Here is a 24,464-nt window from a genome sequence, read left to right on the forward strand (position 1 = left end):
CGTCCTCATTCCCCACCCGTCCGGTTGATCACCGCTCACCCTATCCGTGACGCTGGAGGGACGACACAGTCAGACGACACAGGCAACGGGAAGGTCCGACCGTGATCAGCATCCCGACGCACACGCTCAACGACGGCACGACGCTCCCCGCCCTCGGCCTCGGCACCTGGCCGCTCGGCGACGACGAGGCGCAGCAGGCGGTCCTCTCGGCCCTGGAGGCGGGCTACCGCCTGATCGACACGGCGACGAACTACCGCAACGAGACGGGGGTCGGCCGGGCCGTGGCCTCCGGCGTGGTGCCGCGCGAGGAGATCGTCGTGACGACGAAGCTCCCGGGCCGGCACCACGGCTACGAGGAGACGCTCGCCTCCTTCGAGGCGTCCCGGGCCCGTCTGGGCCTGGAGTACGTGGACCTGTACCTGATCCACTGGCCGCTGCCGCGCGTGGACCGGTACGTCGACTCCTGGAAGGCCATGATCAAGCTGCGCGAGGAGGGGCTCGTCCGGTCGATCGGCGTCTCGAACTTCACGCCCGGGCACATCGAGCGGCTGGAGGAGGAGACCGGCGTGCTGCCCTCCGTCAACCAGATCGAGCTGCACCCCTTCCTGCCGCAGGACGAGCTGCGCGCCTTCCACGCGGGCAAGGGCGTCCTGACCGAGAGCTGGAGTCCGCTGGGCCGGGGCACGCCCCTGCTCCGGGACCCCGCCGTGGCGCGGATCGCCGAGGCGCACGGGGTGACGGCCGGGCAGGTCGTGCTGCGCTGGCACACGCAGCTGGGCGCGGTGCCCGTCCCGAAGTCGGCGAACCCGGAGCGGCAGCGCGAGAACCTCGACGTCTTCGGCTTCGAGCTGAGCGAGGACGAGATGACCGCCGTCGCGGACCGCGCGCACCGGCGGGTCGGCGGGGACCCCGAGGTGCACGAGGAGTTCTGACGGGTACCCGGGGCGCGCGAGGCAGGAAGGAGCCGCAGGTGGCTGAGCGGGACCGGCTGCGGGACTACCGCGGCAAGCGCGACTTCGACCGGACCGGCGAGCCCCGGGGCAGCGGGGGGTCCGCCGGGGACCGGCCCCGGTTCGTGGTGCAGATCCACGACGCGAGCACGATGCACTTCGACTTCCGGTTGCAGGTGGACGACGTCCTGAAGTCCTGGTCGATCCCCAAGGGCCCCTCGGCGGACCCGAAGGACAAACGGCTGGCCGTGCCCACGGAGGACCATCCGCTGGAGTACGAGGAGTTCGAGGGCGTGATCCCCCGCGGCGAGTACGGCGGCGGCACGGTGATCGTCTGGGACCACGGCACGTACGAGCCGCTGAGCCACGACCGCAAGGGGCGGCCGGTCGACTTCGCCGAGTCCCTGGAGCGGGGGCACGCCACGTTCCGGCTGAGCGGGGCGAAACTGCGCGGCGAGTACGCCCTGACCCGGTTCCGCGGCGACGGCAGCGGTGCCGGCGAGGAGGCCTGGCTGCTGGTGAGGCGGGCCGGGGGCCGGGCCCGTGCGCACGGGGCCCCCGATCCGCGCCGGGCGCGTTCGGCCGTGTCCGGGCGCACCCTCGCCCAGGTCGCCTCGGACGCGGCCGGGGAGTGACCGGCGATGGCCGGTCTCCTCGACACCCTGTCCGACGGACAGCGGCGGCTGCTCGGGGCGGCCCGCCCGGGGGCGGAACTGGCGGCGCGCCCGATGCTCGCCACACTGAGCGACCGGCGGGACTTCACGGAGGCGGACGAGGAGTGGGTGTTCGAGCGGAAGCTGGACGGCGTCCGCGTGCTGGCGGTCCGGGAGGGCGAGCGGGTGACGCTGCTGTCCCGGTCGGGTCGCCGGCTGAACGACACCTATCCGGAGATCGTGGACGCCCTGGCGGCCCAGTCGGGCGCCGACTTCGTCCTCGACGGGGAGATCGTCGCGTTCTCGGGCGGGCGCACGGACTTCGCGCGGCTCCAGCAGCGCATGGGCCTGACCCGGCGTCAGGACGTGGCGGCGAGCGGCGTGGCCGTGACGTACTACGTGTTCGACCTGCTCCGGCTGGACGGGGCCGACACCAGGGAGCTGCCGCTGCGGATCCGCAAGTCGCTGTTGCGCCGGGCGCTCGCGTACCGCTCCCCGCTCCGGCTGACGCCGCACCGCAACGCGGGCGGCGCCGAGCTGCTGGCGGACGTCTGCGCCCGGGGCTGGGAGGGCCTGATCGCCAAGCGCGCCGACGGCGTCTACGAGCCGCGCCGGTCCGGCGACTGGCTGAAGCTGAAGTGCTCCCAGGGGCAGGAGTTCGTCGTCGGCGGGTTCACCGAGCCGGCCGGGAGCCGGGTCGGGCTCGGCGCGCTGCTCCTCGGCCACTACGAGGGCGGGCGGCTGCGGTACGCGGGCAAGGTCGGCACGGGTTTCGGCCGGCGCACGCTGCTGGACCTGCGCGAGCGGCTCGACGGGCTGCGCGAGTCCGGTTCTCCGTTCGACGGGCCGGTGCGGGAGGCGGGCGCGCGCTGGGTGCGGCCGGAGCTGGTGGCCCAGATCGCGTTCGCCGAGTGGACCCGGGACGGCATGCTGCGCCACCCGCGCTACCTGGGGCTGCGGGACGACAAGAAGCCGCGGGACGTGGTGCGGGAACGCCCGCCGGGGCACGCCGCCGGGTGAGCGGTCCGGTCAGAACAGCGGGGTGAGCGACTGTTCGCACCAGATCGTCTTGCCCCGGGTGGTCTGCCGGCTGCCCCAGCGCTGGGTGAGCTGGGCGACCAGCAGCAGTCCGCGGCCGCCCTCGTCGTCCTGGTGGGCCCGCCGCAGGTGCGGGGAGGTCGAACTGCCGTCGGAGACCTCACATATGAGGGTCTGGTCGCGGATGAGACGGAGCTGGATGGGCGGGGCGCCGTACCGGATGGCGTTGGTGACCAGTTCGCTGACGACGAGTTCGGTGACGAAGGCCGTCTCGTCCAGCCCCCACTCGGTGAGCCGCTCGGTGGCGGCCTGGCGGGTGGCGCCCACCTGCGCGGGGTCGGGCGTCACGTCCCAGGTGGCGACCTGGTCCGCGCCCAGCGCCCGGGTACGGGCCAGCAGCAGGGCCACGTCGTCGCCGGGCTCCTCCGGCAGTACGGCCTTCAGCACCGTGTCGCACAGCGCGTCCAGCGAGTCGGCGGGCACCGTCAGGGCGCGGCACAGCTCGTCGGTGGCGTGGTCGACGTCGCGGTCGCGGTCCTCGACGAGGCCGTCGGTGTAGAGGGCGACGACGGAGCCCTCGGGCAGCTGGAGCTCCGTCGCCTCGAACGGCAGCCCCCCGACGCCCAGTGGGGGCCCCGCGCTCATGGGGATCAGCCGCGCGGATCCGTCGGGCAGTACCAGGGCGGGGGCGGGATGCCCCGCGGCGGCCAGGTTCAGCCGGCGCGTGACGGGGTCGTAGACGGCGTACAGGCAGGTCGCACCGAGTTCGGCGACCTCGTCGCCCTCGTCGTCCGACGCGAGATGGGTGACCAGGTCGTCGAGGTGGGTGAGGAGTTCGTCCGGTGGCAGGTCCACGTCGGCGAGGGTCCGTACGGCCGTGACCAGGCGGCCCATGGTCGCCGAGGAGGGGATGCCGTGGCCCACGACGTCACCGACGACGAGCGCGACCCGGCTGCCGGACAGGGGGATCACGTCGAACCAGTCACCGCCGATGCCCGCTGCCGAGCCGGAGGGCAGATAGCGGTGGGCGACCTGGACGGCGGCCTGGCCCGGCAGTCCCTTCGGCAGCAGGCTGTGCTGGAGGGCCAGCGCGGTGGTGCGTTCGCGGGCGAAGCGGCGGGCGTTGTCGACGCAGACCGCGGCGCGGCTGCCGAGTTCCTCGGCGAACACGGCGTCGTCGGGGACGTAGTCGTCCACCTGCCGGATGCGCACGGCGACCGCGACGCCGAGGGTGATGCCGCGGGCCCGGAGCGGCACGGCCATCATCGAGTGGACGCCCTGGCGGTAGGGGCTGCCTTGCGGGGCGCGTGTGTTGCGCTCCGCGACCCAGCGCATGAAGGACGGCTCCCCCGCCTGGCTGACGATCGCCCGGCCCTCCCGCATCGCCCGCGCGATGGGGGAGAACGCGGGGTAGGCGTCCACTTCTCCCAGGTGGACGGCGGCTTCCGGGGTGCCCTCGGTGACGGAGCCGTGGGCGACGCGGCGCAGCACGATCTCGTCGTGGGGCACGGTCGGCGACTCTTCCGCGCCGAGGACCCAGTCGAACAGGTCCACGCTCGCGAAGTCGGCGAACCGGGGCACCACGACCTCGATCAGCTCCTCGGCCGTGCGCACCACGTCCAGGGTGGTGCCGATGGCCGCCGCGGCCTCGTTGAGCAGGGCCAGCCGCTGCCGCGCCCAGTACTGCTCGGTGCTGTCGAACGCGGCGAGGGCGGTGCCCAGGAGCTCGCCGGAACGGTCGCGGAGCGGCCACATCTCGGTGACCCAGGCGTGCTCCCGGTTCAGGGCCGGGGCGCCCGTGTAGCTCTCGTAGCGGAGCGGGCGGCCGGTCTCGACGACGTGGCGGAGGTGCCAGTTGAAGCCCCGGCTGTGCTCGGCCTCCTCGACGGTCTCCGGGAAGTGCCGCCCCAGCAGGGTCTCCTCGGACACGCCCATCACCTGGCAGGCGGCGTAGTTGAGCCGCAGATAGCGCTGGTCGGTGTCGAACACGGACATCGACATGGACGCCTGCTGGAAGGCCTTTCCGGCCAGGGAGGTCTCGGCGCTGCCGGGGGGCTCGGCGGTGATGACGCAGCCGTCCGGTGCCCCGTCCCGGCCGGTGACGACGCAGGCTGTGACGCGCAGCCCGACCAGATAGCCGTCGCGGTGCCGCACCATGACGGTGCCCGACCGTGCGGACACCGCCTCGGGCGGCACGTCCTCGGCGAGCAGTTCCCGTACGGGCCGTCCCACGGCCTCCTCGGCCGGGTAGCCGGTCAGCCGCCGGGCACCCTCGCTCCACCCCGTCACGGTGCCGCGGGCGTCGATGATCGCAGCAGCGGAGGCGTCCTCCATATCATCCAGGATTATCCCTTTGCCGCCCTGTATCAACCGCGACGGAGCATTCGTGACGGTGTCAGCTCCGGTGAGCGCGCAGGGCGGTGAGCGCCCGGTCGGCGTGCGCGTTCATGCGCAGTTCGCTGCGTACGACGTCGAGGACGGTGTGGTCGCGCGCTATGACGAAGGTGGTGCGTTTGGTCGGTGCCAGGGAGAAGCCCCGCTTCACGCCGAACCGCTCGCGGACGGTGCCGTCGGCGTCGGACAGCAGGGGCATGCCGAGGGCGTGCTGTCTGGCGAACTCCTGCTGGCGCTCGACGGTGTCCCCGCTGATGCCGACGGGGCGTGCGCCGACGGCGGCGAACTCGGCGGCGAGATCGCGGAAGTGGCAGGCCTGTGCGGTGCAGCCGGGGGTCAGGGCGGCCGGGTAGAAGAAGAGCACGACCGGTCCCTCGGCGAGCAGTCCGGACAGGCTGCGGACGGTGCCGGTCTCGTCGGGCAGGGCGAAGTCCTCGACCTTGTCCCCCGCCTCCAGGCGCGCGGTCACGACCGGCCCTCCGCGTTCCGTGCGACGCCGCGGGCCCAGAGCACGAGGGGCACCTGCAGAGGCAGCCGCCCGAAGGCCGCGGCCTTCTGCGGCGCGGGGCGGTGGCGCCAGTCGGCCGCCATCTTCACGTTGGCGGGGAACACCCCGACGAAGAAGGCCGCGGTGGCCAGCGCGGCGGCCTTGCGGGTACGCGGCAGCGCCAGGCCCGCGGCCAGCGCGAGCTCGGCGGCTCCGCTGGCGTAGGTCCAGGTCCTGGGCGTGCCCGGCAGGCCGCCCAAGATGGTCGCGTCGAACGGGCGTGGGGCGGCGAAGTGGGCGACCCCCGCGGCGGCCAGCAGGCCGGCGAGCAGCAGGGGCGAGCGTTCGGACCGGGGCACGGTTCCTCCTCTGATGGCCTGCCGCGCGATATTACTGGACGGTAAAGGGGTGGCTGTGGCGCGGGGGTTCCGACGGGTCAGGCGCGGCGGTTGTGCGCGCCCGGGGTGTAGCCGAAAGAGCGGCGGAAGACGTCGATGAAGGCGCTGGCGGAAGACCAGCCGCAGCGGTGGGCGACGGTCGTGACGGGCAGGCCGTCGGCCAGCATCCGCAGGGCGTGGTAGAGCCGTGACTGGGTGCGCCACTGCGGGAACGTCATGCCGAACTCGCTGCGGAAGAGCCGGCTGAGGGTGCGCTCGCCCGCCCCGGTCGCGGCGCCGAGGGCGGCGAGGGTGCGCGCGTCGGCGGGATCGGCGTGCACGAGGGCGCAGACGGCGGCCAGGCGCGGGTCGGCGGGCGTGGGCAGGCGCAGCGGCTGCTGCGGCGAGAGGCGCAGCTGGTCGCGGAGGACGGCACGCAGCCGGTGCCGCTCGGGACTGTCGTCGCCGGGGTCGCGGGTGTAGGCGAGGATCAGCTCGCGCAGCAGCGGGGTGACGGCGAGGACGGCCGGGTGGTCCAGGCCCAGCGGGTTGTCGTGGGCGGGCAGGCCGACCAGGTGCAGGTCGAGCCGGCCGTGGGCGCGGTGGGCGTGCACGGTGCCGGCCGGGACCCAGAGGGCGCGGGTGCCGGGCGCGAACCAGGTGCCGGCGTCGGTGGTGACGGCCACGACGCCGGAGCCCGCGTAGACGATCTGGTGGTCGTCGTGCCGGTGCGCGTCGATGCGGTCGCCCGCGGTCAGCCGCTGGGCGCGGGTCGGGGCCGTCGGGGTGTGGCGGATGTTCGACACGATCCGGCAGATTATCGGAAGCGGGCCAGGCGCCCGGGCGGTGACGATCTCCGGGTGACCGCTTCCCGCCGCAACCGGCCCGTCGCCCTGATGTCCCTGGGACACGCCTGCGTGGACGTGTACCAGGGCGCCGTGGCCGCTCTGGTGCCGTACTTCGTCGCCGAGCGCACCTACTCGTACGCCGCCGCCTCCGGCGTCGTGCTGGCCGCCTCCCTGCTCTCGTCGCTGGTGCAGCCGCTGTTCGGGGTGCTCACCGACCGGTGGGCGCTGCCGTGGCTGCTGCCGCTCAGCGCGCTGACGGCCGGGGCGGGCGTCGCCCTGAGCGGGGTGACCGGCTCCTACGCGTCGACCCTGGCGGTCGTCGCCGTGTCGGGGGTGGGGGTGGCCGCCTACCATCCGGAGGCCGCCCGGGTGGCGCGGGCCGTCGCGTACGGCCGGCACACCGCGATGAGCTGGTTCTCCTTCGGCGGCAACGCCGGTTTCGCCCTGGCACCGCTGCTGGTCTTCGCCGTGATGGCGACCGGCGGGCTGCGCGCCACTCCCCTGCTGGCCGTCCCGGCGGTGGCGGGAGCGGCACTGTGCGCGTCGGCGGTGCGCGCGGCCTCGTCCGGCGCGGCGGAGGCGGGCGCGCCGGTCACCGCGGGCCGGGACGACTGGCCGGCCTTTCTGCGGCTGTCCGGGGCCGTGGTCTGCCGCTCGGTCGTGTTCGTCGGTCTGAGCGCGTTCGTCTCGCTGTACGTGCGGGAGCGGACCGGGGGCGGGGAGGTGGCCGGTACGGCGGCGCTGTTCGTCCTCTACGCCGGGGGCGCGGTGGGCACGCTGGCCGGGGGGCGGCTGGCCGAGCGGTACGGGCGGCTGGCGGTGGTGCGCCGGTCGTACGCCCTGACGGTCCTGGCCGTGGCCGGTCTGGTCCTGGTGCCGGGGCCGCCGGTGTACGTGTTCGTCGCGTTGGCGTCGGCGGGCCTGTACGTGCCGTTCTCGCTGCACATCACCCTGGGCCAGGACTGTCTGCCCCGGCGGGTGGGCACCGCGAGCGGGGTCACGCTCGGGCTGACGGTGAGCGTCGGCGGCCTCGCCGCTCCCCTGCTCGGGGCACTGGCCGACGCGACGTCCCTGCGGACCGCCCTGCTGCCGCTCGTCGCCCTGCCCGCGGTGGGCCGGCTGCTTCTGTGCCGGCTGCGCGAGCCCGCACCGCCCGGTCCCGCGGCCACCGAGGGGGCGGATCCGCGTGACCCGGCCGCACGGTGACCGGGGTATCAGGCCTGGCTCGACGGGGCGGGCCGGGGCTCGGGCTCCTCGTCGACGGCGTGGGCGAGGAAGTCGTCGACCATGCGGTGGAAGAGGGTGGCGAGCTGCCGCAGCTCCTCGGGGGACCAGTCGGAGAGGGCCATCTGCATGCCGCGGACCCCGGCCTCGCGGACCTTGGCGACGGCCTGCCGGCCGGCGTCGGTGAGCTCGATGCGCTGGGCGCGGCGGTCGTCGGGGTCGGGGACGCGGGTGACGTAGCCGGACTTCTGCAACTGCTGCACCGTGCGCGTGACGTGCGAGGCCTCCACTCCCAGCCGGGCGGCGAGCTCCCCCGGCCGCAGCGGCTCGGAGTCGGCGACCTGCCGCAGCAGCGCGACGGCGGCCCGGTCGAGCGGCACGCCCGCCAGCGCCATCAGCCGGTCGTGCTGGCGGGCGCGCGTACTCAGGTAGGTGATACGGGTGAGCGCACGCTCGATCTCGATCACTTCCGGGGAGGGGACGCCGGGGAGCGGTGGTGGGGACATGTGCGCCACGTTACCATCTCGTTGCCTAACTCAAGTAATTCACGAGGTGCGCGGGCAGCAGGCCGGGCAGGGAGCCGCACACGGTCGGCAGGAGGGCCGACGGGCGGACGCCGTTCAGGGGAAAGACCCGGAAAACGAGCGTGACCGGGCACGGAGACGTCCACAACTCACCCGTGGACCTGCCGCTGATCCCGCCCATGCTCGCCACGCCCGGCACCCTGCCGCCCGCCGCGCAGGACGCGCGCTGGGCCTATGAGACCAAGCAGGACGGCCAGCGCGTGGTGGTCTATCTCCCCGGGGACGGCAGCGTGCTGCTGCGCGCCCGCTCCGGGGAGGACATCACGGCCGCGTATCCCGAACTGGGGCCGCTGGGCCCCGCCTTCGGCCCCACGCCGGCCGTCCTGGACGGCGAGATCCTGGCCCTGGACGCACAGGGCCGGGCGAGCTTCCAGTTGCTCCAGTCCCGCATGGGCCTGGCGCACGCGCCCGCGAGGGCGGCCCGGCGGGCGGCGGAGGTGCCGGTCCATCTCGTGCTGTTCGACCTGATGCATCTGGAGGACCACTCGCTGATCCGGCTGCCCTACGCACGGCGCCGCGCGGCACTGGAAAACCTCGGCCTCGCCGGCCCCTCCTGGTCGACCCCGGCCGCGATCGTCGGCCACGGCGCCGAGGCCCTGGCCGCCACTCGCGAGCACGGAATGGAGGGTCTGGTCTGCAAACGGCTTGACTCGGTGTACGAACCGGGGGTGCGTTCCCGGGCCTGGATCAAGATCCGCAACATGCGCACCGAGGACGTCCTGGTCGGCGGTTGGCAGCCCGGCAAGGGGCGGCTCACGGGCCTGCCCGGCGCGGTGCTGGTCGGGCAGCGTGCCGCGGGGCGGCTGCGCTACGTCGGAAGTGTGGGCACCGGCTGGAGCGAGGCGGAACGGACGGAACTCGCCGGGCTGTTGCGGGCCGCCGCGACCGATGTCTGCCCCTTCGACCCCGCCCCACGCGCACCGGGCGCGCACTGGGTGGTCCCCCGGCTGGTCGGCGAGGTCCGCTACAGCACCCGCACCCGGGAGGGCCTGCTGCGGCAGCCGTCCTGGCTGCGGCTCCGGCCGGATCTCGCGCCCGAGGAGGCGGCGGCCGACATCCCGGACGACATCGTCTGAAACGGCGTACGGACTCCGGTTGTTGGGATGCGATTCACTTCTGAGATCACTCCCCCCTCTTGGCATGGACGCGTTCAGCCTGGAAGCTGAACCTCCCTTTCCCCCACAGCCGTTGGGCTGCGCCCAAGAGGAGGACGCAGTGTCGTCACGCCCGTTCGCCCCCCGCAGGAGATGGCTCACCGGACTGGCCGGTGCCGCCGCCCTCGTCCTCGCCTTCCCCGCCACGGCCTTCGCCGCACCGCCACGGGCGCTGCCCGCCAACGCCGAGTCCCTCGACCAGACGTTCCAGCCCGCCTACGACTACGACACCGACGGCTGCTACTCCACGCCCGCCATCGGCACGGACGGCACCGTCAACGGCGGACTCAACCCGACCGGCGCCCTCAACGGCGACTGCCGCGACGCCTCGGACCTGGACAACACCAACGGCTACTCGCGCTCCAAGTGCAACAACGGCTGGTGCGCCATCCTCTACGCCCTCTACTTCGAGAAGGACCAGGCGGTGGCCGGCAGCGGCATCGGCGGCCACCGGCACGACTTCGAGCACGTCGCGGTGTTCGTGCAGGACAACCAGGTCAAGTACGTCTCGACGTCCGCGCACGGTTCGTTCAGCGTGCACGCGGCGTCGCAGGTCCGCTTCGACGGCACCCACCCGAAGATCGTCTACCACAAGGACGGGGCGAGCACCCACTGCTTCCGCCTCGCGAACTCGAACGACGAGCCGCCCGAGAACCACAAGGGCACCTGGCAGTACCCGCCGCTGGTCGGCTGGAACGGCTACCCCGCCGGGGTGCGCGACAAGCTGACGTCCTACAACTTCGGCAGCGCCAACTTCGGCCTGAAGGACGCCAACTTCGCGAACCACCTCGCGTCGGCCAAGCCCTCGGGCATCGCGTTCGACCCCTACGCCTGATCCCACCCATGGTCCGGCCGGAGGCCCCATGTCCCCGGCCGGGCCGAACGACTCCTCGCCTCGAGGCCGTCATCAGCTGTCGACGGCACCCGTGCGCGCCTGCCGGTAGGGCCGCACCGCGCGGCGCGCTATGGCGAAACGGTGTGTCTCCGACGGGCCGTCATAGATGCGGAACGGCCGCACCTCCCTGAACAGGCGGGCCAGCGGGGCGTCGACGGCCGAGACACCGAGCGCTCCGCAGATCTGCACCGCCCGGTCGACCACACGGTTCACCGCCTCCGCCACGAAGGTCTTGGACACCGAGGTCAGCTGCGAGGCGGCGGCGGAGCCGGTGTCCAACTCCCAGGCGGTGCGCAGGATCAGGGCGCGGCTCGCCTCGATGTCGATCTCGGAGTCGGCCAGCATCTGCTGGACCATGCCGAGGTCGCCCAGCGCCGAGCCGAACGCCACCCGGCTCCCCGCCCGCTCCAGCGCCACGTCCTGGGCCCGGCGTGCAGCTCCCAGCCAGCGCATGCAGTGCGTCATCCGGGCGGGACCGAGCCGGACCTGGGCGCCGTCGAAGCCGTGGTCCACCGCGCCGAGCACGTGCTCCTCCCCCACGACGCACCCCTCGAAGACGATCTCGCTGTGCCCGGCGAAGAGCGACTCGTCCAGCGTCTCGATGGTCCGGACGAGGCGCATGCCCGGAGTGCCGGCGTCGACCAGGAACATGGTGGCGCCGCCCGGGTCGCCGGGACTGCCGGAGGTGCGGGCCATGACGATGGCGAAGCCGGCCCCCTCGGCACCGGTGATGAACCACTTGCGCCCGTCGATGCGCCAGCCGCCGGGGACGCGGGTCGCGGTGGTGCGCAGCAAGCGGGGGTCGGCACCCGCCCCCGGAGCCGGTTCGGTCATGGCGAAGCAGGATCGTGACTCACCGGCCGCGAGCGGCCGCAGGTACCTCTGCTTCTGTTCCTCGGTGGCCACCTTCTCCAGCAGGTGCATGTTGCCCTCGTCCGGGGCGGCGCAGTTCAGCGCCAGCGGTCCGAGCAGGGAGTAGCCCGCCGCTTCGAACACCACCGCCTGTCCGCGCAGGTCGAGCCCGTGTCCGCCCCAGCGCGCCGGCACGTGCGGAGTGAACACCCCCGCGTCACGGGCGGCCTTCTGCAGGGTTTCCCGCAGGTCCTCGGGAGCGTCGTGCACGGACCCGCCGCACGCGCGCTCGGCCGGAATGACCACCTCGCGGACGAACTCGGCGGTATCGGCGGCAAGTTCAGCGACGCTCGGATCGACATCGAACTGGATGGGCACGGGACCTCCCGCGGACGGGCGTACGGGCATCGGCTCCCGTCGCGTCCTAGAAACTGTATAGCGTCTTCAGTATCTTGCCGGGAAGCACCCGGCGACGGGAAGACGACAGGAGAAACGCCCATGAGCCTTGCCGTGAGCACCGGGCCGGTCCGGATCGTCCGCCACCCCGACCGGGTCGTCGAGCTGACGCTGGACGATCCGGGACGGGGCAACGCCCTGGACCTGAGGACGGCCGAGGCGCTGCGGGACACGGCGCGCGAGGTGGCCGCGGACCCCGGCGGCGCAGTGCTGCTGCGAGCGGCGGGCGGCAACTTCTGCGTGGGCGGTGACCTGCGCGCGTTCGCCGGTCGCGGCACCGGGACCGGCGCCTATGTCCATGCCGTGGCGAGCGCCGCGCACGCGGCGGTACAGGCCCTGTACGAGCTGCCGGTGCCGGTGGTGACCGCCGTGCGCGGCGCGGCCGCCGGTGGCGGGATCGGCCTGGCACTGGTGGGCGACATCGTCCTGGCGGCGCGGTCCGCGCGGTTCCGGCTGGCGTACACGGCGATCGGGCTCACGCCGGACTGCGGGGCCTCGTGGTTCCTGCCACGCCTGGTGGGCCCTCGCCGGGCAGCGGATCTGATCCTCACCAACCGGGTCCTGACCGGCGACGACGCCGAACGTTGGGGCCTGGTCTCCCGCTCGGTGGAGGACGGGGAACTGGACGACGCGGCCCACCGGACCGCGGCCGTTCTGGCCGCCGGGGCCGGTGACGCACTGCGCGCCGCGAAGGGCCTGCTGCGCGCCGGCACCGGTGAGGAACTGTGCCGCCACCTCGCCGAAGAGGCTCGACTGATCGCCGACCTGGCGGACGGCCGGGAGGCGCGGGACCGCATGGCGTCGTTCCTCGCCGCGCGGGGCAGCCGGACGGCGGGCGACGGCCGGGCCGAGGCCGGCACAGCGGAAAGTGTTTCTTGAGTCCCTCTTCACTAACAGGCTCCCCGGGGCGTAACCTCCGGGCAACACAGAACCGAGGAACCGGTCACCACAGAACCGGGGAAAAGGTGTGGCGATGCGATCTGCTGCCGTGGGCCTTCCGGACGCTCCCGACGAGCCTCTCACCGAAGCCGTCGTCGACCTCGTTCTGCGGGGCATGTGGCGCGGTCGGCCGGAGTCCGAGCACCGTCCCCTGGTCGACGCCGGGCTGGCGATGGTGAAGGGTCCGGTGGTGCTGCCGACCGAGTCGGCCAAGGCCGCCGCCGCGCGGGTCCTGCGGGTTCCCGCCGGCTCCGAGCAGGAGGAGCGGATCACCGCTGCTTACGAGGCGTTCCTCCCGGTCAACCGGAAGATCCGCGACGTGTGCACGGCATGGCAGTGCCGGCCCGACGGCACCGCGAACGACCACTCCGACGACGCCTACGACGCCGAGGTGCGCGAGTCGCTGGAAGACGTGCACGAGGCCATCCAGCCCGTGCTGCGCCGGCTGGAGCGGGTGCTCCCGGGCAGCGGCCGGTACCTCACGGCCCTGGAGGAAGCCCTCGACCGCTTCGACGACGGGCTGCCCGCGTGGTTGGCCTCGCCGCTGTGCGACTCGTACCACACCGTGTGGATGCGGCTGCACCAGGAGCTGCTGCTCGTGCTGGGGATCAGCCGGGCCGAGGACGAGGCCCGGGAAGAGGAACTGGTCACGAGGAGCCGGGGGTGAGCGTCGCCGACCGCGAGGCGGGCCCGCTCGCACAGTCCGGCGCTCCTCTCGCGCCCGCCGAGGCCCCCGGCAGGGTCCTGGTGCCCTACGGGCAGGGCCGCATCCGAGGCCTGGACGCCGACGAGCTGGGCGCGCACGGCGCGGCGATGGACCGGCTGGTGGCCCTCGGGCTGCCGGTCGTGCCGGGGCTCACCGTGCCCGCGGGCACCTCCGCGTCGCTGTGCGAACCCGACACCGCCGAAGCCGCCGTCGATCTGGTCGAACAGCTCGCCGGGCGGCGGATCGGCGACCCGGGCCGTCCGCTGCTGCTGCGTCTGTCGGCGAGCGCGCCGACCGAGATCGCGGGGCTGCCGCCCGACCTGGCCTGTCTCGGCGTGACCTCGGGCGACGCCGACGACCTGTGCGCCGTCATCGGTCGCGCGGAGGCTCTGTACGAGGTGTGGGCCGCCACCGTGCGGATGATCGCCGAGTGCGCGCTCGACGTGTCCGGTGCGGCGCTCGACGACGCCATCCTGGACACGCCCGAGCCGCGGGCGCGGGTCGAAGCACTGCTCTCCCTGGTGGCGCGGCACGGCTCCCGGCCCTTCCCCGACGATCCGGCGCAGCAGCTCGCGCTGGCCGCCCGGGCTGTCCTCGCCCGGTGGGACTCGCCGCGCGCGCGAAGGTCCCGCCGGGCCCAGCGGCTCCCCGCCGATCTGGCCCTCGCCCTGCACGTGCAGGCGCTGCGCATCGGTCCGGCGGACCACTCGGGCTACGGCACGGCGGTCAGCCGTGATCCCGGGACCGGGCGGTTCTCTCCCCACGGCTCCTTCTTCCGGGGAGTGCGCCGCAGCGCCCCGCCGCCGCACACCGGTGAACCGCTGGACCGGCTCGCGGGCGGGACCACGCTGCTGGAGCACTCCCTGCTCACCCTGGAGCGTCATCTGCGGGCACCGGTGTCGGTCGACTTCGAGGTCCGCGACGACGAGATCTCCCTGCTCGCCGCCTCGGCGCAACTCCGCCCGCCGCTCAGGGCCGCGGTGTGTCTGGCCGCGGACCTGGCCCGGGACGGGGCGCTCGGCCGCGAGGAGGCCGTACGGCGGGTCACACCCGCGCAGGTGCAGGAACTGCTGCACCCCCAACTGCGGCTGACCGGCGGGGAGGACCTCCTGGTGAGGGGGCTGCCCGCGTCGCCGGGGGCGGCGACCGGAGCGGTCGTGCTGTCCAGCGAACGCGCCCTCGAACTGGCCGCGGACGGTACGCAGGTCGTGCTCGTGGCTGCTGAGACGACCCCGGCGGACGTCCCCGGGATGCTGGCCTCCGCCGCCGTGCTGACCGGGAGCGGAGGGATCGCCTCGCACGCCGCCGTGGTGGCGCGGGGCGCCGGCAAGCCCGCGGTGTGCGGTGCCGAGGGGCTGCGGGTGGACCGGGCCGCCGGGACGGTCCGCTTCGGGGAGCGGGTGGTGCGCGAGGGCGACCCGGTCTCGCTGGACGGCCGTACCGGCGCCGTCTACGCCGGGACGCTGAGCGTCAGTGTCGCCGGACCGCCGCCCGAACTGTCCACGCTGCTGCAGTGGGCGGACGGCATGCGCCGGCTGGGCGTGCGGGTCAACGCCGACACGGCCGCCGAGGTGTCCACCGCCCTCGCCCTGGGCGCGGAGGGTGTCGGACTGTGCCGTACGGAACACCAGTTCCTCGGCGAGCGGCTGCCGCTGATCCGCCGGGTGCTCCTGGCCGCCGACCCGACCGCCCGCGACGAGGCCCTGCTGGCGCTGGAGCGCGCCCAGCACGAGGACTTCCACGCACTGCTGGCCGTCGTGGGCGACCGCCCGGTGACCGTGCGCCTGCTGGACGCCCCGCTGCACGAGTTCCTGCCCGCCCCCGGCCAGGCCCTGGACGCGGCCGAGGAGCAGCGGGCCGCGGCGCTGCGCGAGGCGAATCCGATGCTCGGACTGCGCGGGGTACGGCTGGCGCTGCTGCACGAGAGGCTCTACCCGGCGCAGGCCGAGGCGCTCTTCACCGCCTGGGTCGACGTCGCCGCCACCGGAGTGCGGCCGGAGCTGGAGGTGATGATCCCGCTCGTCAGTCTGCCGGAGGAACTCGCCGCTGCGGCCGCGTACGTGCGCGGCGCCGCCGACGCGGTCGCCGCCCGCACCGGGGTGGAGGTCCCGTACCGGCTCGGCACGATGATCGAGACGCCGCGGGCCGCGCTGCTCGCCGGCGAACTCGCCGAGCACGCCGAGTTCTTCTCCTTCGGCACCAACGACCTCACGCAGCTCACCTACGGCTTCTCGCGGGACGACGTCGAGCGACAGGTGCTCGCCTCGTACCAGGAGCGCGGCTTCCTGACCGCCAGCCCGTTCGCCCGGCTCGACCCGCACGGGGTGGGCGCACTCGTCGCCCTGGCGGCACAGCGGGCACGGGGCGTACGGCCCGGCATCAAGCTCGGCGTGTGCGGTGAGCACGGCGGGGACCCGGAGTCGATCGCCTTCTGCGACGGCCTCGGCCTCGACTACGTCTCGTGTTCCGCGCACCGCGTGCCGGTGGCCCGCATGGCCGCCGCGCACAGTGCCCTGCGGCAGCGACCGGACGAGAGCGGGAGCGCACGATGACGAGCACCGTGACCGACGGCGCGGCACTGTCGGACGCCGAGCTGGAGGACCTGCGCGAGACCGTGCGGTCGGTGTGCGCCGACGTCGGCGGCACCGCCGCGGTACGCCGGCTGGCCGAGGACGCCCCCGGCATCGACGCCGAGTTGTGGGACACCCTCGGCCGGCAGGTCGGCCTCGCGGCCCTCGGCCTGCCCGAGTCGGCGGGAGGCATCGGCGGCCTCGCCGAGATCGCCGTGGTCTGCGAGGAGTTGGGCAGGACGCTGGCACCGGTACCGCTGCTGTCCTCCACCGTGCTGGCCGGGCAGGTGCTGGCCGGCTGCGGTACGGCCGGCAAGGCGCTGGCCGAGCTCGCCGAGGGCACCGTGCATGCCCTGGCGGTGACCGCGCCCGACGGCAGGTGGCGGCCCGGCGCCGTGCCGGTGGCCGTCTCCTGGCAGGGCGGCGTCCCGCTGCTGGACGGCACAGCGCCGTTCGTCCTCGACGGCGCCGACGCCGAGGCGCTGGTGGTGGCCGCGGCCGGGGCCGACGGCGTGGACCTGTTCCTGGCCGACCCGCGCGAGGCCGGGGTCACGGTGCGCCGGGTTCCCACGCTGGACCTCAGCCGGGGTCAGGCCATCGTCGCCTTCTCCGGGGCCCGGGCCAGGGTGCTGACCGCCGGCGGCGAGGGCGCGGACATCGTCTCCCGCGCCCTGGACGTGGCCCTGATCGCCCTGGCCGCCGAGCAACTCGGCGGAGCACAGGCCGCGTTGGACATGACGGTGGCCCATGTACGCGACCGTACCCAGTTCGGCAGGGCGATCGGCGGCTTCCAGGCGGTCAAGCACGCCTGCGCCGACATGCTGCTCCAGGTCGAGGCCGCACGGTCGGCCGTGGTGCGCGCGGTCCTGGCGGACGGCTCACCGGGGGCACTGGCCGAGGCGGCGGCTGTGGCGCAGGCCTGGTGCGGCGAGGCGTTCGTCTCCGTCGCCGCCGAGTGCGTGCAGTTCCACGGCGGGATGGGCTTCACCTGGGAGCACGACGCGCACCTGTACTTCAGGCGCGCCCAGTCCGACGCCGTTCTGCTGGGCGGCGCCGCACATCATCGGGAACGGCTGGCCGCGCTGCTGGGCTGGTGACGTGGAAGGCGGGACGGCATGACCACCAGGCTCATCGACGAGTCCCTGTTCGAGAACGTCGAGAACAGGCAGTTCCACGACGGCGATCCACCGCGTCTCGTGGGCGCCCGCTGCTCCGCGTGCGGCACCGTCGTCTTCCCCCGGCAGGGCTCGTGTCCCCGGTGTTCGGACGGGACGATGTCCGCGCGGGTGCTGCCGGTGAGCGGGCGCGTGTGGTCGTGGACGCTCCAGGCGTTCGCGCCGAAACCGCCGTACCGGGCGCCGGCCGGCGGCCACCGGCCCTACCACGTGGGCTATGTGGACCTCGGTGAGGTGCTGGTCGAAGCGCGGCTGGCGGTGCCCCGCGCGCAGATCCGGATCGGGCTGCCGGTCCGGCTCACCACCGTGACCGCGTACCAGGACGAGGACGGGACCGAGGTTCTGACCTTCGCGTTCGCTCCGGATCGGGACGGCGAGCGATGAGGCGGACCGACGACGTCTATGTGGTGGGCTGCGGCATGCATCCCTTCGGCCGCGACGAGAGCGTCACCGGACTGGACATGGCCGAGCGTGCGATACGCGAGGCGCTGGCCGACGCCGGTGTCGCCTGGGAGGACATCGGATACGCGGCCGGCGGCTCCGACGTGTCCGGCAAACCCGACACCCTGGTGGGCCGGCTGGGCCTGACGGGAGTGCCGTTCGTCAACGTGCAGAACGGCTGCGCGACCGGTGCCTCGACCGTGCTCACCGTGGCAGGCGCGCTGCGCGCGGGTGAGGCCTCCCTGGGACTGGCCGTGGGCTTCGACAAGCACGAGCGGGGCGCGTTCCACGTCTCCGCGGCCCGCTACGGTCTGGGCGACTGGTACGCCGCGACCGGCATGATGCTCACGACCCAGTTCTTCGCCCTCAAGACCCAGCGGTATCTGCACGAGCACGGAGTCTCGGAGCGGGCGCTGGCGATGGTGGCGGCGCGGGCCTTCCGCAACGGCTCGCACCATCCCCTGGCGTGGCGGCGCAAGCCGCTGACGGAGCAGGAGATCCTGGACGCCGCCGAGGTCAGTCCCCCGCTCACCCGGTACATGTTCTGCTCGCCCGGACAGGGCGCGGCGGCGCTGGTGCTGGCGCTCGGCGACCGCGCCTTCGACCTGTGCGAACGACCGGTGAGGCTGGCGTCGCTGGCCTTCAGGACCCGGCGCTTCGGTTCGTTCGAGGTGTTCTCGCCCTGGTTGCCGCCGGGACCGCACCGCAGCCCCAGCGTGGACGCCGCGGAGGCGGTTTTCCGCTCGGCGGGGGTGCGGCCCGCTGACGTGCAGGTGGCCCAGTTGCAGGACACCGACAGCGGCTCGGAGCTGATCCACCTGGCGGAGACCGGGCTGTGCGGCCACGGCGAGCAGGAGGCGCTGCTGGCCGCGGGGGACACCGATCCCGCGGGTCGGATACCGGTCAACACCGACGGCGGCTGTCTGGCCGGCGGGGAGCCCGTCGGCGCCTCGGGGCTGCGTCAGTTCCACGAGGTCGTACGGCAGTTGCAGGGCCGGGCGCCGGGCCGGCAGGTGCCGGGCGCTCCCCGGGTGGGCTTCACCCACGTGTACGGGGCGCCCGGGATCAGCGCCTGCTCGGTCCTCACGGTGTGAAGGCTGACCGGCGGGATCGACGTGCCGGTGAACAACGCAGGGGTGTCGCTGGACGGGGATCTGCGGCCCCCTCACGTCGACGATGCCCCCTTCTTGACCCGTGGCGGCATGGGCGGCCCGTCGCCCCACACGGTCCGCGGGAGGGGGCGGACACCCTGGCGAACGGCCTCAGGTCCGGGACGTGGCCGGTCCCTGCTCGGTGGCGACGATGCGCAGCGCCAGCTCCCTGACCGCCTCCAGCACGGCGCGGGAGGGCAGCCGGGACAGCGGTCCGCCCTCGGCCCGCAGCGCGGTGACGAGCATGGTCGTACTGATCAGCGTGCGGACGGCGAGCGCCTGCGCCCCATGCCGTGCCTTCGCCGCCCGGGGGCTGCGGGTGGTGCCCTCGGGCAGATAGTCGTAGCCACGCTGGATGTGCCGCTGCTCGAACTCGTCCCGCAGCACCTTGACGCTGCCGTTGGCGGAGGCGACCTGGACCTGGTACAGGCGAGCCTCGTCCGGGTTCTGTTCCACCCAGTCCCACACGGCGTCGATGACGCGGATCAGCCCCTCCGCGTCACCCGGCTCGGACTCGGGGCGGGCCGCCTCCACGACCGCGTTCAGCTGGTCGAAGACCCGGCGCATGGCGAGTTCGAGCAGCTCCTCCTTGCCGTCGAAGTGGTAGTAGACGGCCGTGGGCACCACCTGGGCCTCGTCGGCGATGTCCTGGATGCTGGTCTCCGAGAACCCGTTGCGGCCGAACACCCGCACGGCGGCGGTGATGATGTGCTGCCGCCGCGAGGGTCGATGGGCGGGCTGCTTGCCGTTCTTCGTGCTGGCCATCATGCTCCCTGCCGGCTGCCGTGACCCCGCGTCCGTGGGCCTTGTACTGACCATGGTATCCAGTAACTCCAACCGTCCGGCGGAGTAATTCCTGTTGTGCATGGGCTTACGGGACACTCGGCGCCCGGCATACTTGACACCATGACGACCTCCGGAACCCGCGCCGCTCACCGTCCGTCGCGCAGGCAGTGGGTGATCGAAGCAGCCACCGAGCTGTTCGCCACCCAGCCGCCGGACGAGGTGACGGTGGCCGACATCGCCGCTCGCGCGGAGATGACCTCGGCAGCGGTGTACTACCACTTCTCCTCCAAGGACCAGGTCCTGGCAGAGGGGATGCGGGCGTTCGCCACCGCGCTGCGCGAGCAGTTGCAGGCGCTCACGGAGGCCCACGAACCCGGCGCGGACATCGGTGCGGCGGTCACCACGCTGCTGTCCTGGCTGGGCGAACACCGCTCCGCCGCCACCGTGTTCTTCGTGTCGTCGGCCGGCATGAGCCAGGAGGCCGAGGCGCTGCGCCAGGAGAGCCGTACCGAGTTGCTGGACGAGCTGGTGCGGCTGATCCGCAAGGCCCGGGCGTCCGTCTCCGACGCCGAGGCGTCGGTGATCGGGCTGGGCCTGCTGGCGCTGCTGGAGACCGCGGCGATCTCGCAGGTCCGGGGCGACGACGTGTACCGGTCGCTCGGGCACCGCGCCTTCGTCCGCGAGGTCGGCGCTCTCGCGGAGCGGATCGCCGACCCGGGCACCTGAGGGTGCGTCCGGCCCATCACACCAGCAGCCGCAGCGGCCTGCGCAGCAACTCGCCGACCGTGCGCAGGTATTCCGCGGCGGGCGCCCCGTCGACGGCACGGTGGTCGAAGGTGAGGCTCAGGGTGAGCACCCGCGTCCGCAGCGGCCGGTCGTCCACCCACTCGACGCCGTCCCTGAGTCTGCCCACCCCGAGGATCGCGACGTTGCCCGGGTTGATCACCGGGGTGAAGAAGTCGACGCCGTATCCGCCGAGCGAGGTGACGGTGAAGGTGGCCCCTTCCAGCTGTCCCGGGGAGATCCTCCCCTCGCGTGCGGCCTGGGCCAGGGCCCTGGACCGGCTGGCGATCCCGGGCAGCGGCAGCTCCACCGCGTCCTCGATCACCGGGACCATGAGGCCGCCCGGGACGGCCACGGCGAAGCCCAGGTGGATGCCGTCGAGCAGATGGATGCCGTCCTCCCGCACCGTCGCGTTGAGCAGCGGGTGCTCGCGCAGGGCCAGGGCCGCGGCCTTCAGCAGGAAGTCGTTGAGGCCGGGCACCGGCAGATCGCTGTCGGCCCACTCCTTCTTGAGCCGGTCCCTCAGGGACACCACGGCGTCCATCCGCACCTCGTAGCCGTGCGTCAGCTGTGCCATCTCCTGGAGGCTGGCGTGCATCCGGCGCGCGATGGTGCCGCGCATCCCGGTGAGCGGGAGGACGTCGCCGGGCCGGGGGGCCGCGCCCCGGCGCGGAGGTGCCGCGGGGACGGCGTCCAGGTCGGACCGGCGGACCCGGCCGCCCGGCCCGGTGCCGTTGACCTCCGAGAGGTCGATGCCCCGTTCCCTGGCCAGCTTGCGGACCAGCGGCGAGGAGGGCGTGCCGACCGCCGGGACCGGCGTGCCGAGGTCGCCGGGGAGGGCCGCGAGGAACTCCTCCACGTCCTCGGAGACGATGCGGCCGCCGGGTCCGGTGCCGCGTACGGCGGTGAGGTCGACGTCGGCCGCGGCGGCGACCCGCCGGGCGTTCGGTGAGGAGAGAAGCCGGTCACGGGTGCCGTCGCCGGGGGGCGCGGCAGCGGCACCGCCGGCGACGGTGCCGTTGAGGGCGGGGAGACAAGCCCCGGCCGCACTGGTCCCGGACCCGGCGGGCATCGGCGTACCCGCCGGGTCCGGTGGCTGCTCGCCCTCGGCCAGCAGCCAGCCGATGAGGGCCCCGGCGGGGACGGTGGCCCCCGCAGGAACCGCAGGGTGGAACAGTCCCCCGGCCTCCGCCTCGACGTCCACGTCGACCTTGTCGGTCGCGAGCCTCAGCAGTGCGTCGCCCTCCGCGACGGCCGCGCCGGCCGGCACGAGCCATTCGTCGATCGTGCCTTCCTGCATGGTCAGACCGATCTTCGGCAGCAGAACCTCGATCGCCATGTCCGTCACGACCTTTCGAGGAGGCGGCGGCAGCCCTGGGCGATGCGGGCGCGATCGGGCACGTAGGCCTTCTCCAGGACCGGGGAGAAGGGCACCGGGGAGAAGGGAGCGCCGATGCGCAGGACCGGTGCGTCCAGGTGGTCGAAGACGGAGTCCTGGATCTGGGCGGCTATCTCCGCGCCGAGCCCGCCGAAGGTGACGGCCTCGTGCACCACGAGCACGCGGTTGGTACGGCGGACGGAGGAGAACATCGTCCCGGTGTCCAGCGGCTGCACGGTGCGGGGGTCGATCACCTCGATCTCCACGCCCTCGGCCGCGAGTTCGTCGGCCGCCGCGAGGGCCTCCCCCACCATGCGGCCCAGGGCGATCACCGTGACGTCGGAGCCGTGCCGTGCCGTGTGCGCCTGGCCCAGCTCGATGCCGTAGATCTCCTCGGGAACCTCGCTGGTGCTGCCGAGCAGGACCTTGTTGAGCATGATGACGACCGGGTTGTCGTCCCGGATGGCCGAGACGGTCAGGCCCTTGGCGGTGTACGCGTCGCAGGGCATCACCACCTTGAGGCCGGGCACGTGGGCCAGCCAGGCCTCCAGGCTCTGGCTGTGCTGGGCCGCGGCCCCGAGGCCGGCTCCCGAGGCGGTGGTGATGGTGAGCGGCACGGACAGCGCCCCGCCGAACATGTACTTCATCTTCGCCGCCTGGTTGACGATCTGGTCGAGGCAGACGCCGATGAAGTCCATGAACATCAGGTCGACGACGGGGCGCAGGCCCCGGGCGGCGGCTCCCACGCCGAGGCCGACCAGGGCGGCTTCGGAGATCGGGGTGTCGATCATGCGGCGGGGGCCGAACTCGTCGAGCAGGTTGTCGAACATGCGGAAGACGCCGCCGTATCCGGCCACGTCCTCGCCGGCGACGAAGACGTTCTCGTCCTCGCGCATGGCCTGTGCGAGTCCCTCGTTGAAGGCCTTGACGTAGGACAGTCTGCGGGAGGCTGCGACCGGGGTGACGGCCGGTGCTTCGGTGGTGGTGGTCATGGCGGTCATCCCGAGTAGACGTTGAGCAGCAGGTCGGCGGGGTCGGGCAGCGGGCTCGCCTCGGCGTACGTGATGGCCTCGGCGATCTCGTCGCGCGTGCGCTGCCACACGTCGTCCAGTTCGGCACGCGTGGCGGTGCCGTCGGCGACGGCTCGGGCCTCGAGCAGGCCGATGGGGTCACGGGCCTTCCACTCGGCGACCTCCTCGTCGGAGCGGTAGGGGTGACGCAGGCCCTTGACGCCCTGGTGGTCGAAGTAGCGGTAGGTCTTGGCCTCGATCATCATCGGGCCGGCGCCGGACCGGGCCCGTTCGACGGCTTCGGCGGCGGCCCGGTGGACGGCGACCGCGTCCATGCCGTCGACGATCACGCTGGGCATGCCGTAGGCGGCCGCCCGGTCGGCGACATCGGTGAGCAGCATGTGCCCGGACTGCGGGGTGAACTCCGCGTAGCCGTTGTTCTCGCAGACGAAGACCACCGGCAGGCCGAGGATCGCCGCCATGTTGGCGCCCTCGTGCCAGGCGCCGATGTTGGTGGCGCCGTCGCCGAAGAAGGTCACGGCGACGCTGTCCTCGCCCTTGTACCGGGCGGCGAAGGCGGCTCCGACGGCGATCGGGACGCCCGCTCCGACGATGCCGTTGGCCCCGAGCATGCCGCGGGTGAGGTCGTTGATGTGCATGCTCCCGCCGCGGCCGAGGCAGGCGCCGGTGACCCGGCCGTACAGCTCGGCGTACATCTCGCGGAAGCCGACACCCTTGGCCACGGCGTGCCCGTGACCGCGGTGGGTGGAGGTGATCTGGTCGTCGTCGCGCAGGGCCGCCATCACGCCGGCGGCGACGGCCTCCTGGCCGACATAGAGGTGCAGGAAGCCGGGCAGTTTGCCGGCCTCCATGAGCTTTCCCGCCTCGGTCTCGAACAGCCGGATACGCACCATGCGTTGATGCAGGTCCTTGATGAGCTGCGCGGATACCGTCGACGCCGTTGACGCTCGTTGAGCCATCGTCCGCCCCTTCGTCCGAGGGAGGTTGCCGGGCCATCGGACTTACTAGTGCTGGTCTACAGTAACCAGCCAGAGGGCACCTTACTGAACAGCGTCTCTAATTACTATGCCCCGGTTCCGAGTCGCCGGCCCGCGTGTCCACCAACTCCACGACGTTGCCCTCCGGATCGGCCCAGAAGCTGATCCGCCGCCCGCGCGCCCTGACGACGACCGGGTCCGACAGGGGCCGGGCGCCCGCGGTCGGCAGCGCCGCCACGACCGGGTCCAGGTCGTCGAGGTGAAAGGTCAGATACGCCAGTCCCGGCCGCCCGGCCGGCGAGGTCGCCGCGCGCGCCGACACCGGGACCGACCGGGGAAGGATCAACTTGACACACCCCCCGGAGGGCACCCGCAGCCAGGCGACCACCAGCTCGCCGCCGAGCCCGGCCGGGCCGCCGACGGAGTGCGGTACGCGCGAGCGGCGCTCGGCGCGACAGCCGAGAACGGCGCAGTAGAAGCGCTCCATCAGCTCCAGGTCCCGCACCACCACGCCCACCTCGAACGGCAGGGTCATGACCATCGCACCCACCCCCACGGGGCACCGAGCGGCAACTTCGCCACTTTCTATTGACAGAGCACACTAAGTCCTGTTGT

At 73.4% G+C, this 24,464-nt stretch carries 24 protein-coding genes; 13 read left to right on the forward strand and 11 right to left on the reverse strand.

What is annotated here, in order from left to right; translation table 11 throughout:
• Positions 1-101 precede the first annotated feature (101 nt).
• The 3 genes from SCNRRL3882_RS01735 to ligD are packed head-to-tail and all read left to right on the forward strand — an operon-like array spanning position 102 to position 2,623.
• Positions 102-932, forward strand: coding sequence for an aldo/keto reductase (locus tag SCNRRL3882_RS01735; protein WP_010033436.1), 831 nt, complete (start codon positions 102-104; stop codon positions 930-932).
• 38 nt (positions 933-970) lie between these two features.
• Positions 971-1,585 (forward strand): DNA polymerase ligase N-terminal domain-containing protein, encoded by a 615-nt coding sequence (locus tag SCNRRL3882_RS01740; protein WP_010033434.1) that lies wholly within the window; start codon positions 971-973, stop codon positions 1,583-1,585.
• A gap of 6 nt (positions 1,586-1,591) precedes the next feature.
• On the forward strand, positions 1,592-2,623 hold the full coding sequence (ligD, locus tag SCNRRL3882_RS01745; protein ID WP_010033431.1) for a non-homologous end-joining DNA ligase: 1,032 nt from the start codon (positions 1,592-1,594) through the stop codon (positions 2,621-2,623).
• A gap of 9 nt (positions 2,624-2,632) precedes the next feature.
• On the opposite strand, the gene SCNRRL3882_RS01750 is transcribed toward ligD, so the two are convergent.
• The 4 genes from SCNRRL3882_RS01750 to SCNRRL3882_RS01765 all read right to left on the reverse strand — a co-directional run bounded on the left by SCNRRL3882_RS01750 (position 2,633) and on the right by SCNRRL3882_RS01765 (position 6,705).
• Positions 2,633-4,975, reverse strand: coding sequence for an ATP-binding SpoIIE family protein phosphatase (locus SCNRRL3882_RS01750; RefSeq protein ID WP_010033430.1), 2,343 nt, complete (start codon positions 4,973-4,975; stop codon positions 2,633-2,635).
• 61 nt (positions 4,976-5,036) lie between these two features.
• Entirely contained in the window at positions 5,037-5,504 is a 468-nt protein-coding gene (locus SCNRRL3882_RS01755; protein WP_010033429.1) for a peroxiredoxin, read from the reverse strand.
• A complete protein-coding gene (locus tag SCNRRL3882_RS01760) occupies positions 5,501-5,881 on the reverse strand; it encodes a DoxX family protein (protein ID WP_010033427.1) in 381 nt (126 codons plus the stop codon). The genes SCNRRL3882_RS01755 and SCNRRL3882_RS01760 overlap by 4 nt, the downstream gene beginning before the upstream one ends.
• Positions 5,882-5,958: 77 nt before the next feature.
• Positions 5,959-6,705, reverse strand: a complete 747-nt coding sequence (locus tag SCNRRL3882_RS01765; protein WP_010033424.1) for an AraC family transcriptional regulator — start codon at positions 6,703-6,705, stop codon at positions 5,959-5,961.
• Between the two features lie 90 nt (positions 6,706-6,795).
• Here SCNRRL3882_RS01765 and SCNRRL3882_RS01770 point away from each other — a divergent pair, with 90 nt between their 5' ends.
• Complete coding sequence (locus SCNRRL3882_RS01770; RefSeq protein WP_050810157.1) at positions 6,796-7,953, forward strand: MFS transporter; 1,158 nt, start codon at positions 6,796-6,798, stop codon at positions 7,951-7,953.
• Positions 7,954-7,961: 8 nt separating this feature from the next.
• On the opposite strand, the gene SCNRRL3882_RS01775 is transcribed toward SCNRRL3882_RS01770, so the two are convergent.
• The gene (locus SCNRRL3882_RS01775; RefSeq protein WP_010033421.1) at positions 7,962-8,477 is read right to left on the reverse strand and encodes a MarR family winged helix-turn-helix transcriptional regulator; all 516 of its coding nucleotides are present in this window, start codon (positions 8,475-8,477) and stop codon (positions 7,962-7,964) included.
• Positions 8,478-8,650: 173 nt separating this feature from the next.
• Between SCNRRL3882_RS01775 and SCNRRL3882_RS01780 the strand changes: the two genes are divergently transcribed.
• Positions 8,651-9,631 (forward strand): ATP-dependent DNA ligase, encoded by a 981-nt coding sequence (locus SCNRRL3882_RS01780; RefSeq protein WP_029180726.1) that lies wholly within the window; start codon positions 8,651-8,653, stop codon positions 9,629-9,631.
• Positions 9,632-9,770: 139 nt separating this feature from the next.
• Complete coding sequence (locus SCNRRL3882_RS01785; protein WP_010033419.1) at positions 9,771-10,544, forward strand: NPP1 family protein; 774 nt, start codon at positions 9,771-9,773, stop codon at positions 10,542-10,544.
• Between the two features lie 72 nt (positions 10,545-10,616).
• Here the strand turns inward: SCNRRL3882_RS01785 and SCNRRL3882_RS01790 are convergent, their stop codons facing one another.
• Entirely contained in the window at positions 10,617-11,834 is a 1,218-nt protein-coding gene (locus SCNRRL3882_RS01790; protein WP_010033417.1) for an acyl-CoA dehydrogenase family protein, read from the reverse strand.
• A gap of 120 nt (positions 11,835-11,954) precedes the next feature.
• Here SCNRRL3882_RS01790 and SCNRRL3882_RS01795 point away from each other — a divergent pair, with 120 nt between their 5' ends.
• From SCNRRL3882_RS01795 to SCNRRL3882_RS01820, 6 genes are all read left to right on the forward strand, one after another.
• On the forward strand, positions 11,955-12,791 hold the full coding sequence (locus SCNRRL3882_RS01795; RefSeq protein ID WP_010033415.1) for an enoyl-CoA hydratase/isomerase family protein: 837 nt from the start codon (positions 11,955-11,957) through the stop codon (positions 12,789-12,791).
• Between the two features lie 94 nt (positions 12,792-12,885).
• A complete protein-coding gene (locus tag SCNRRL3882_RS01800) occupies positions 12,886-13,518 on the forward strand; it encodes a hypothetical protein (RefSeq protein ID WP_202458260.1) in 633 nt (210 codons plus the stop codon).
• Positions 13,515-16,109 (forward strand): putative PEP-binding protein, encoded by a 2,595-nt coding sequence (locus SCNRRL3882_RS01805; RefSeq protein WP_010033410.1) that lies wholly within the window; start codon positions 13,515-13,517, stop codon positions 16,107-16,109. Before SCNRRL3882_RS01800 ends, SCNRRL3882_RS01805 begins: the two co-directional genes overlap by 4 nt.
• On the forward strand, positions 16,106-17,224 hold the full coding sequence (locus SCNRRL3882_RS01810; protein ID WP_010033405.1) for an acyl-CoA dehydrogenase family protein: 1,119 nt from the start codon (positions 16,106-16,108) through the stop codon (positions 17,222-17,224). The genes SCNRRL3882_RS01805 and SCNRRL3882_RS01810 overlap by 4 nt, the downstream gene beginning before the upstream one ends.
• 18 nt (positions 17,225-17,242) lie before the next feature.
• Complete coding sequence (locus SCNRRL3882_RS01815) at positions 17,243-17,686, forward strand: Zn-ribbon domain-containing OB-fold protein (RefSeq protein ID WP_010033403.1); 444 nt, start codon at positions 17,243-17,245, stop codon at positions 17,684-17,686.
• Entirely contained in the window at positions 17,683-18,837 is a 1,155-nt protein-coding gene (locus SCNRRL3882_RS01820) for a thiolase family protein (RefSeq protein WP_010033400.1), read from the forward strand. Before SCNRRL3882_RS01815 ends, SCNRRL3882_RS01820 begins: the two co-directional genes overlap by 4 nt.
• Positions 18,838-19,005: 168 nt before the next feature.
• On the opposite strand, the gene SCNRRL3882_RS01825 is transcribed toward SCNRRL3882_RS01820, so the two are convergent.
• Positions 19,006-19,659 (reverse strand): TetR/AcrR family transcriptional regulator, encoded by a 654-nt coding sequence (locus SCNRRL3882_RS01825; protein WP_010033399.1) that lies wholly within the window; start codon positions 19,657-19,659, stop codon positions 19,006-19,008.
• A 141-nt stretch (positions 19,660-19,800) separates the two neighbouring features.
• Between SCNRRL3882_RS01825 and SCNRRL3882_RS01830 the strand changes: the two genes are divergently transcribed.
• Entirely contained in the window at positions 19,801-20,406 is a 606-nt protein-coding gene (locus tag SCNRRL3882_RS01830) for a TetR/AcrR family transcriptional regulator (RefSeq protein ID WP_029180725.1), read from the forward strand.
• 16 nt (positions 20,407-20,422) lie between these two features.
• Here the strand turns inward: SCNRRL3882_RS01830 and SCNRRL3882_RS01835 are convergent, their stop codons facing one another.
• The 4 genes from SCNRRL3882_RS01835 to SCNRRL3882_RS01850 all read right to left on the reverse strand — a co-directional run bounded on the left by SCNRRL3882_RS01835 (position 20,423) and on the right by SCNRRL3882_RS01850 (position 24,384).
• The gene (locus SCNRRL3882_RS01835; protein WP_010033392.1) at positions 20,423-21,802 is read right to left on the reverse strand and encodes a 2-oxo acid dehydrogenase subunit E2; all 1,380 of its coding nucleotides are present in this window, start codon (positions 21,800-21,802) and stop codon (positions 20,423-20,425) included.
• A gap of 5 nt (positions 21,803-21,807) precedes the next feature.
• Entirely contained in the window at positions 21,808-22,833 is a 1,026-nt protein-coding gene (locus SCNRRL3882_RS01840; protein WP_010033390.1) for an alpha-ketoacid dehydrogenase subunit beta, read from the reverse strand.
• Positions 22,834-22,838: 5 nt separating this feature from the next.
• On the reverse strand, positions 22,839-23,765 hold the full coding sequence (locus SCNRRL3882_RS01845; RefSeq protein ID WP_010033387.1) for a thiamine pyrophosphate-dependent dehydrogenase E1 component subunit alpha: 927 nt from the start codon (positions 23,763-23,765) through the stop codon (positions 22,839-22,841).
• A 163-nt stretch (positions 23,766-23,928) separates the two neighbouring features.
• Entirely contained in the window at positions 23,929-24,384 is a 456-nt protein-coding gene (locus SCNRRL3882_RS01850; protein WP_158688379.1) for a VOC family protein, read from the reverse strand.
• Positions 24,385-24,464: the final 80 nt, after the last annotated feature.

Origin of the sequence: Streptomyces chartreusis NRRL 3882, from assembly GCF_900236475.1 — a bacterium.
Classification (GTDB): domain Bacteria; phylum Actinomycetota; class Actinomycetes; order Streptomycetales; family Streptomycetaceae; genus Streptomyces; species Streptomyces chartreusis_D.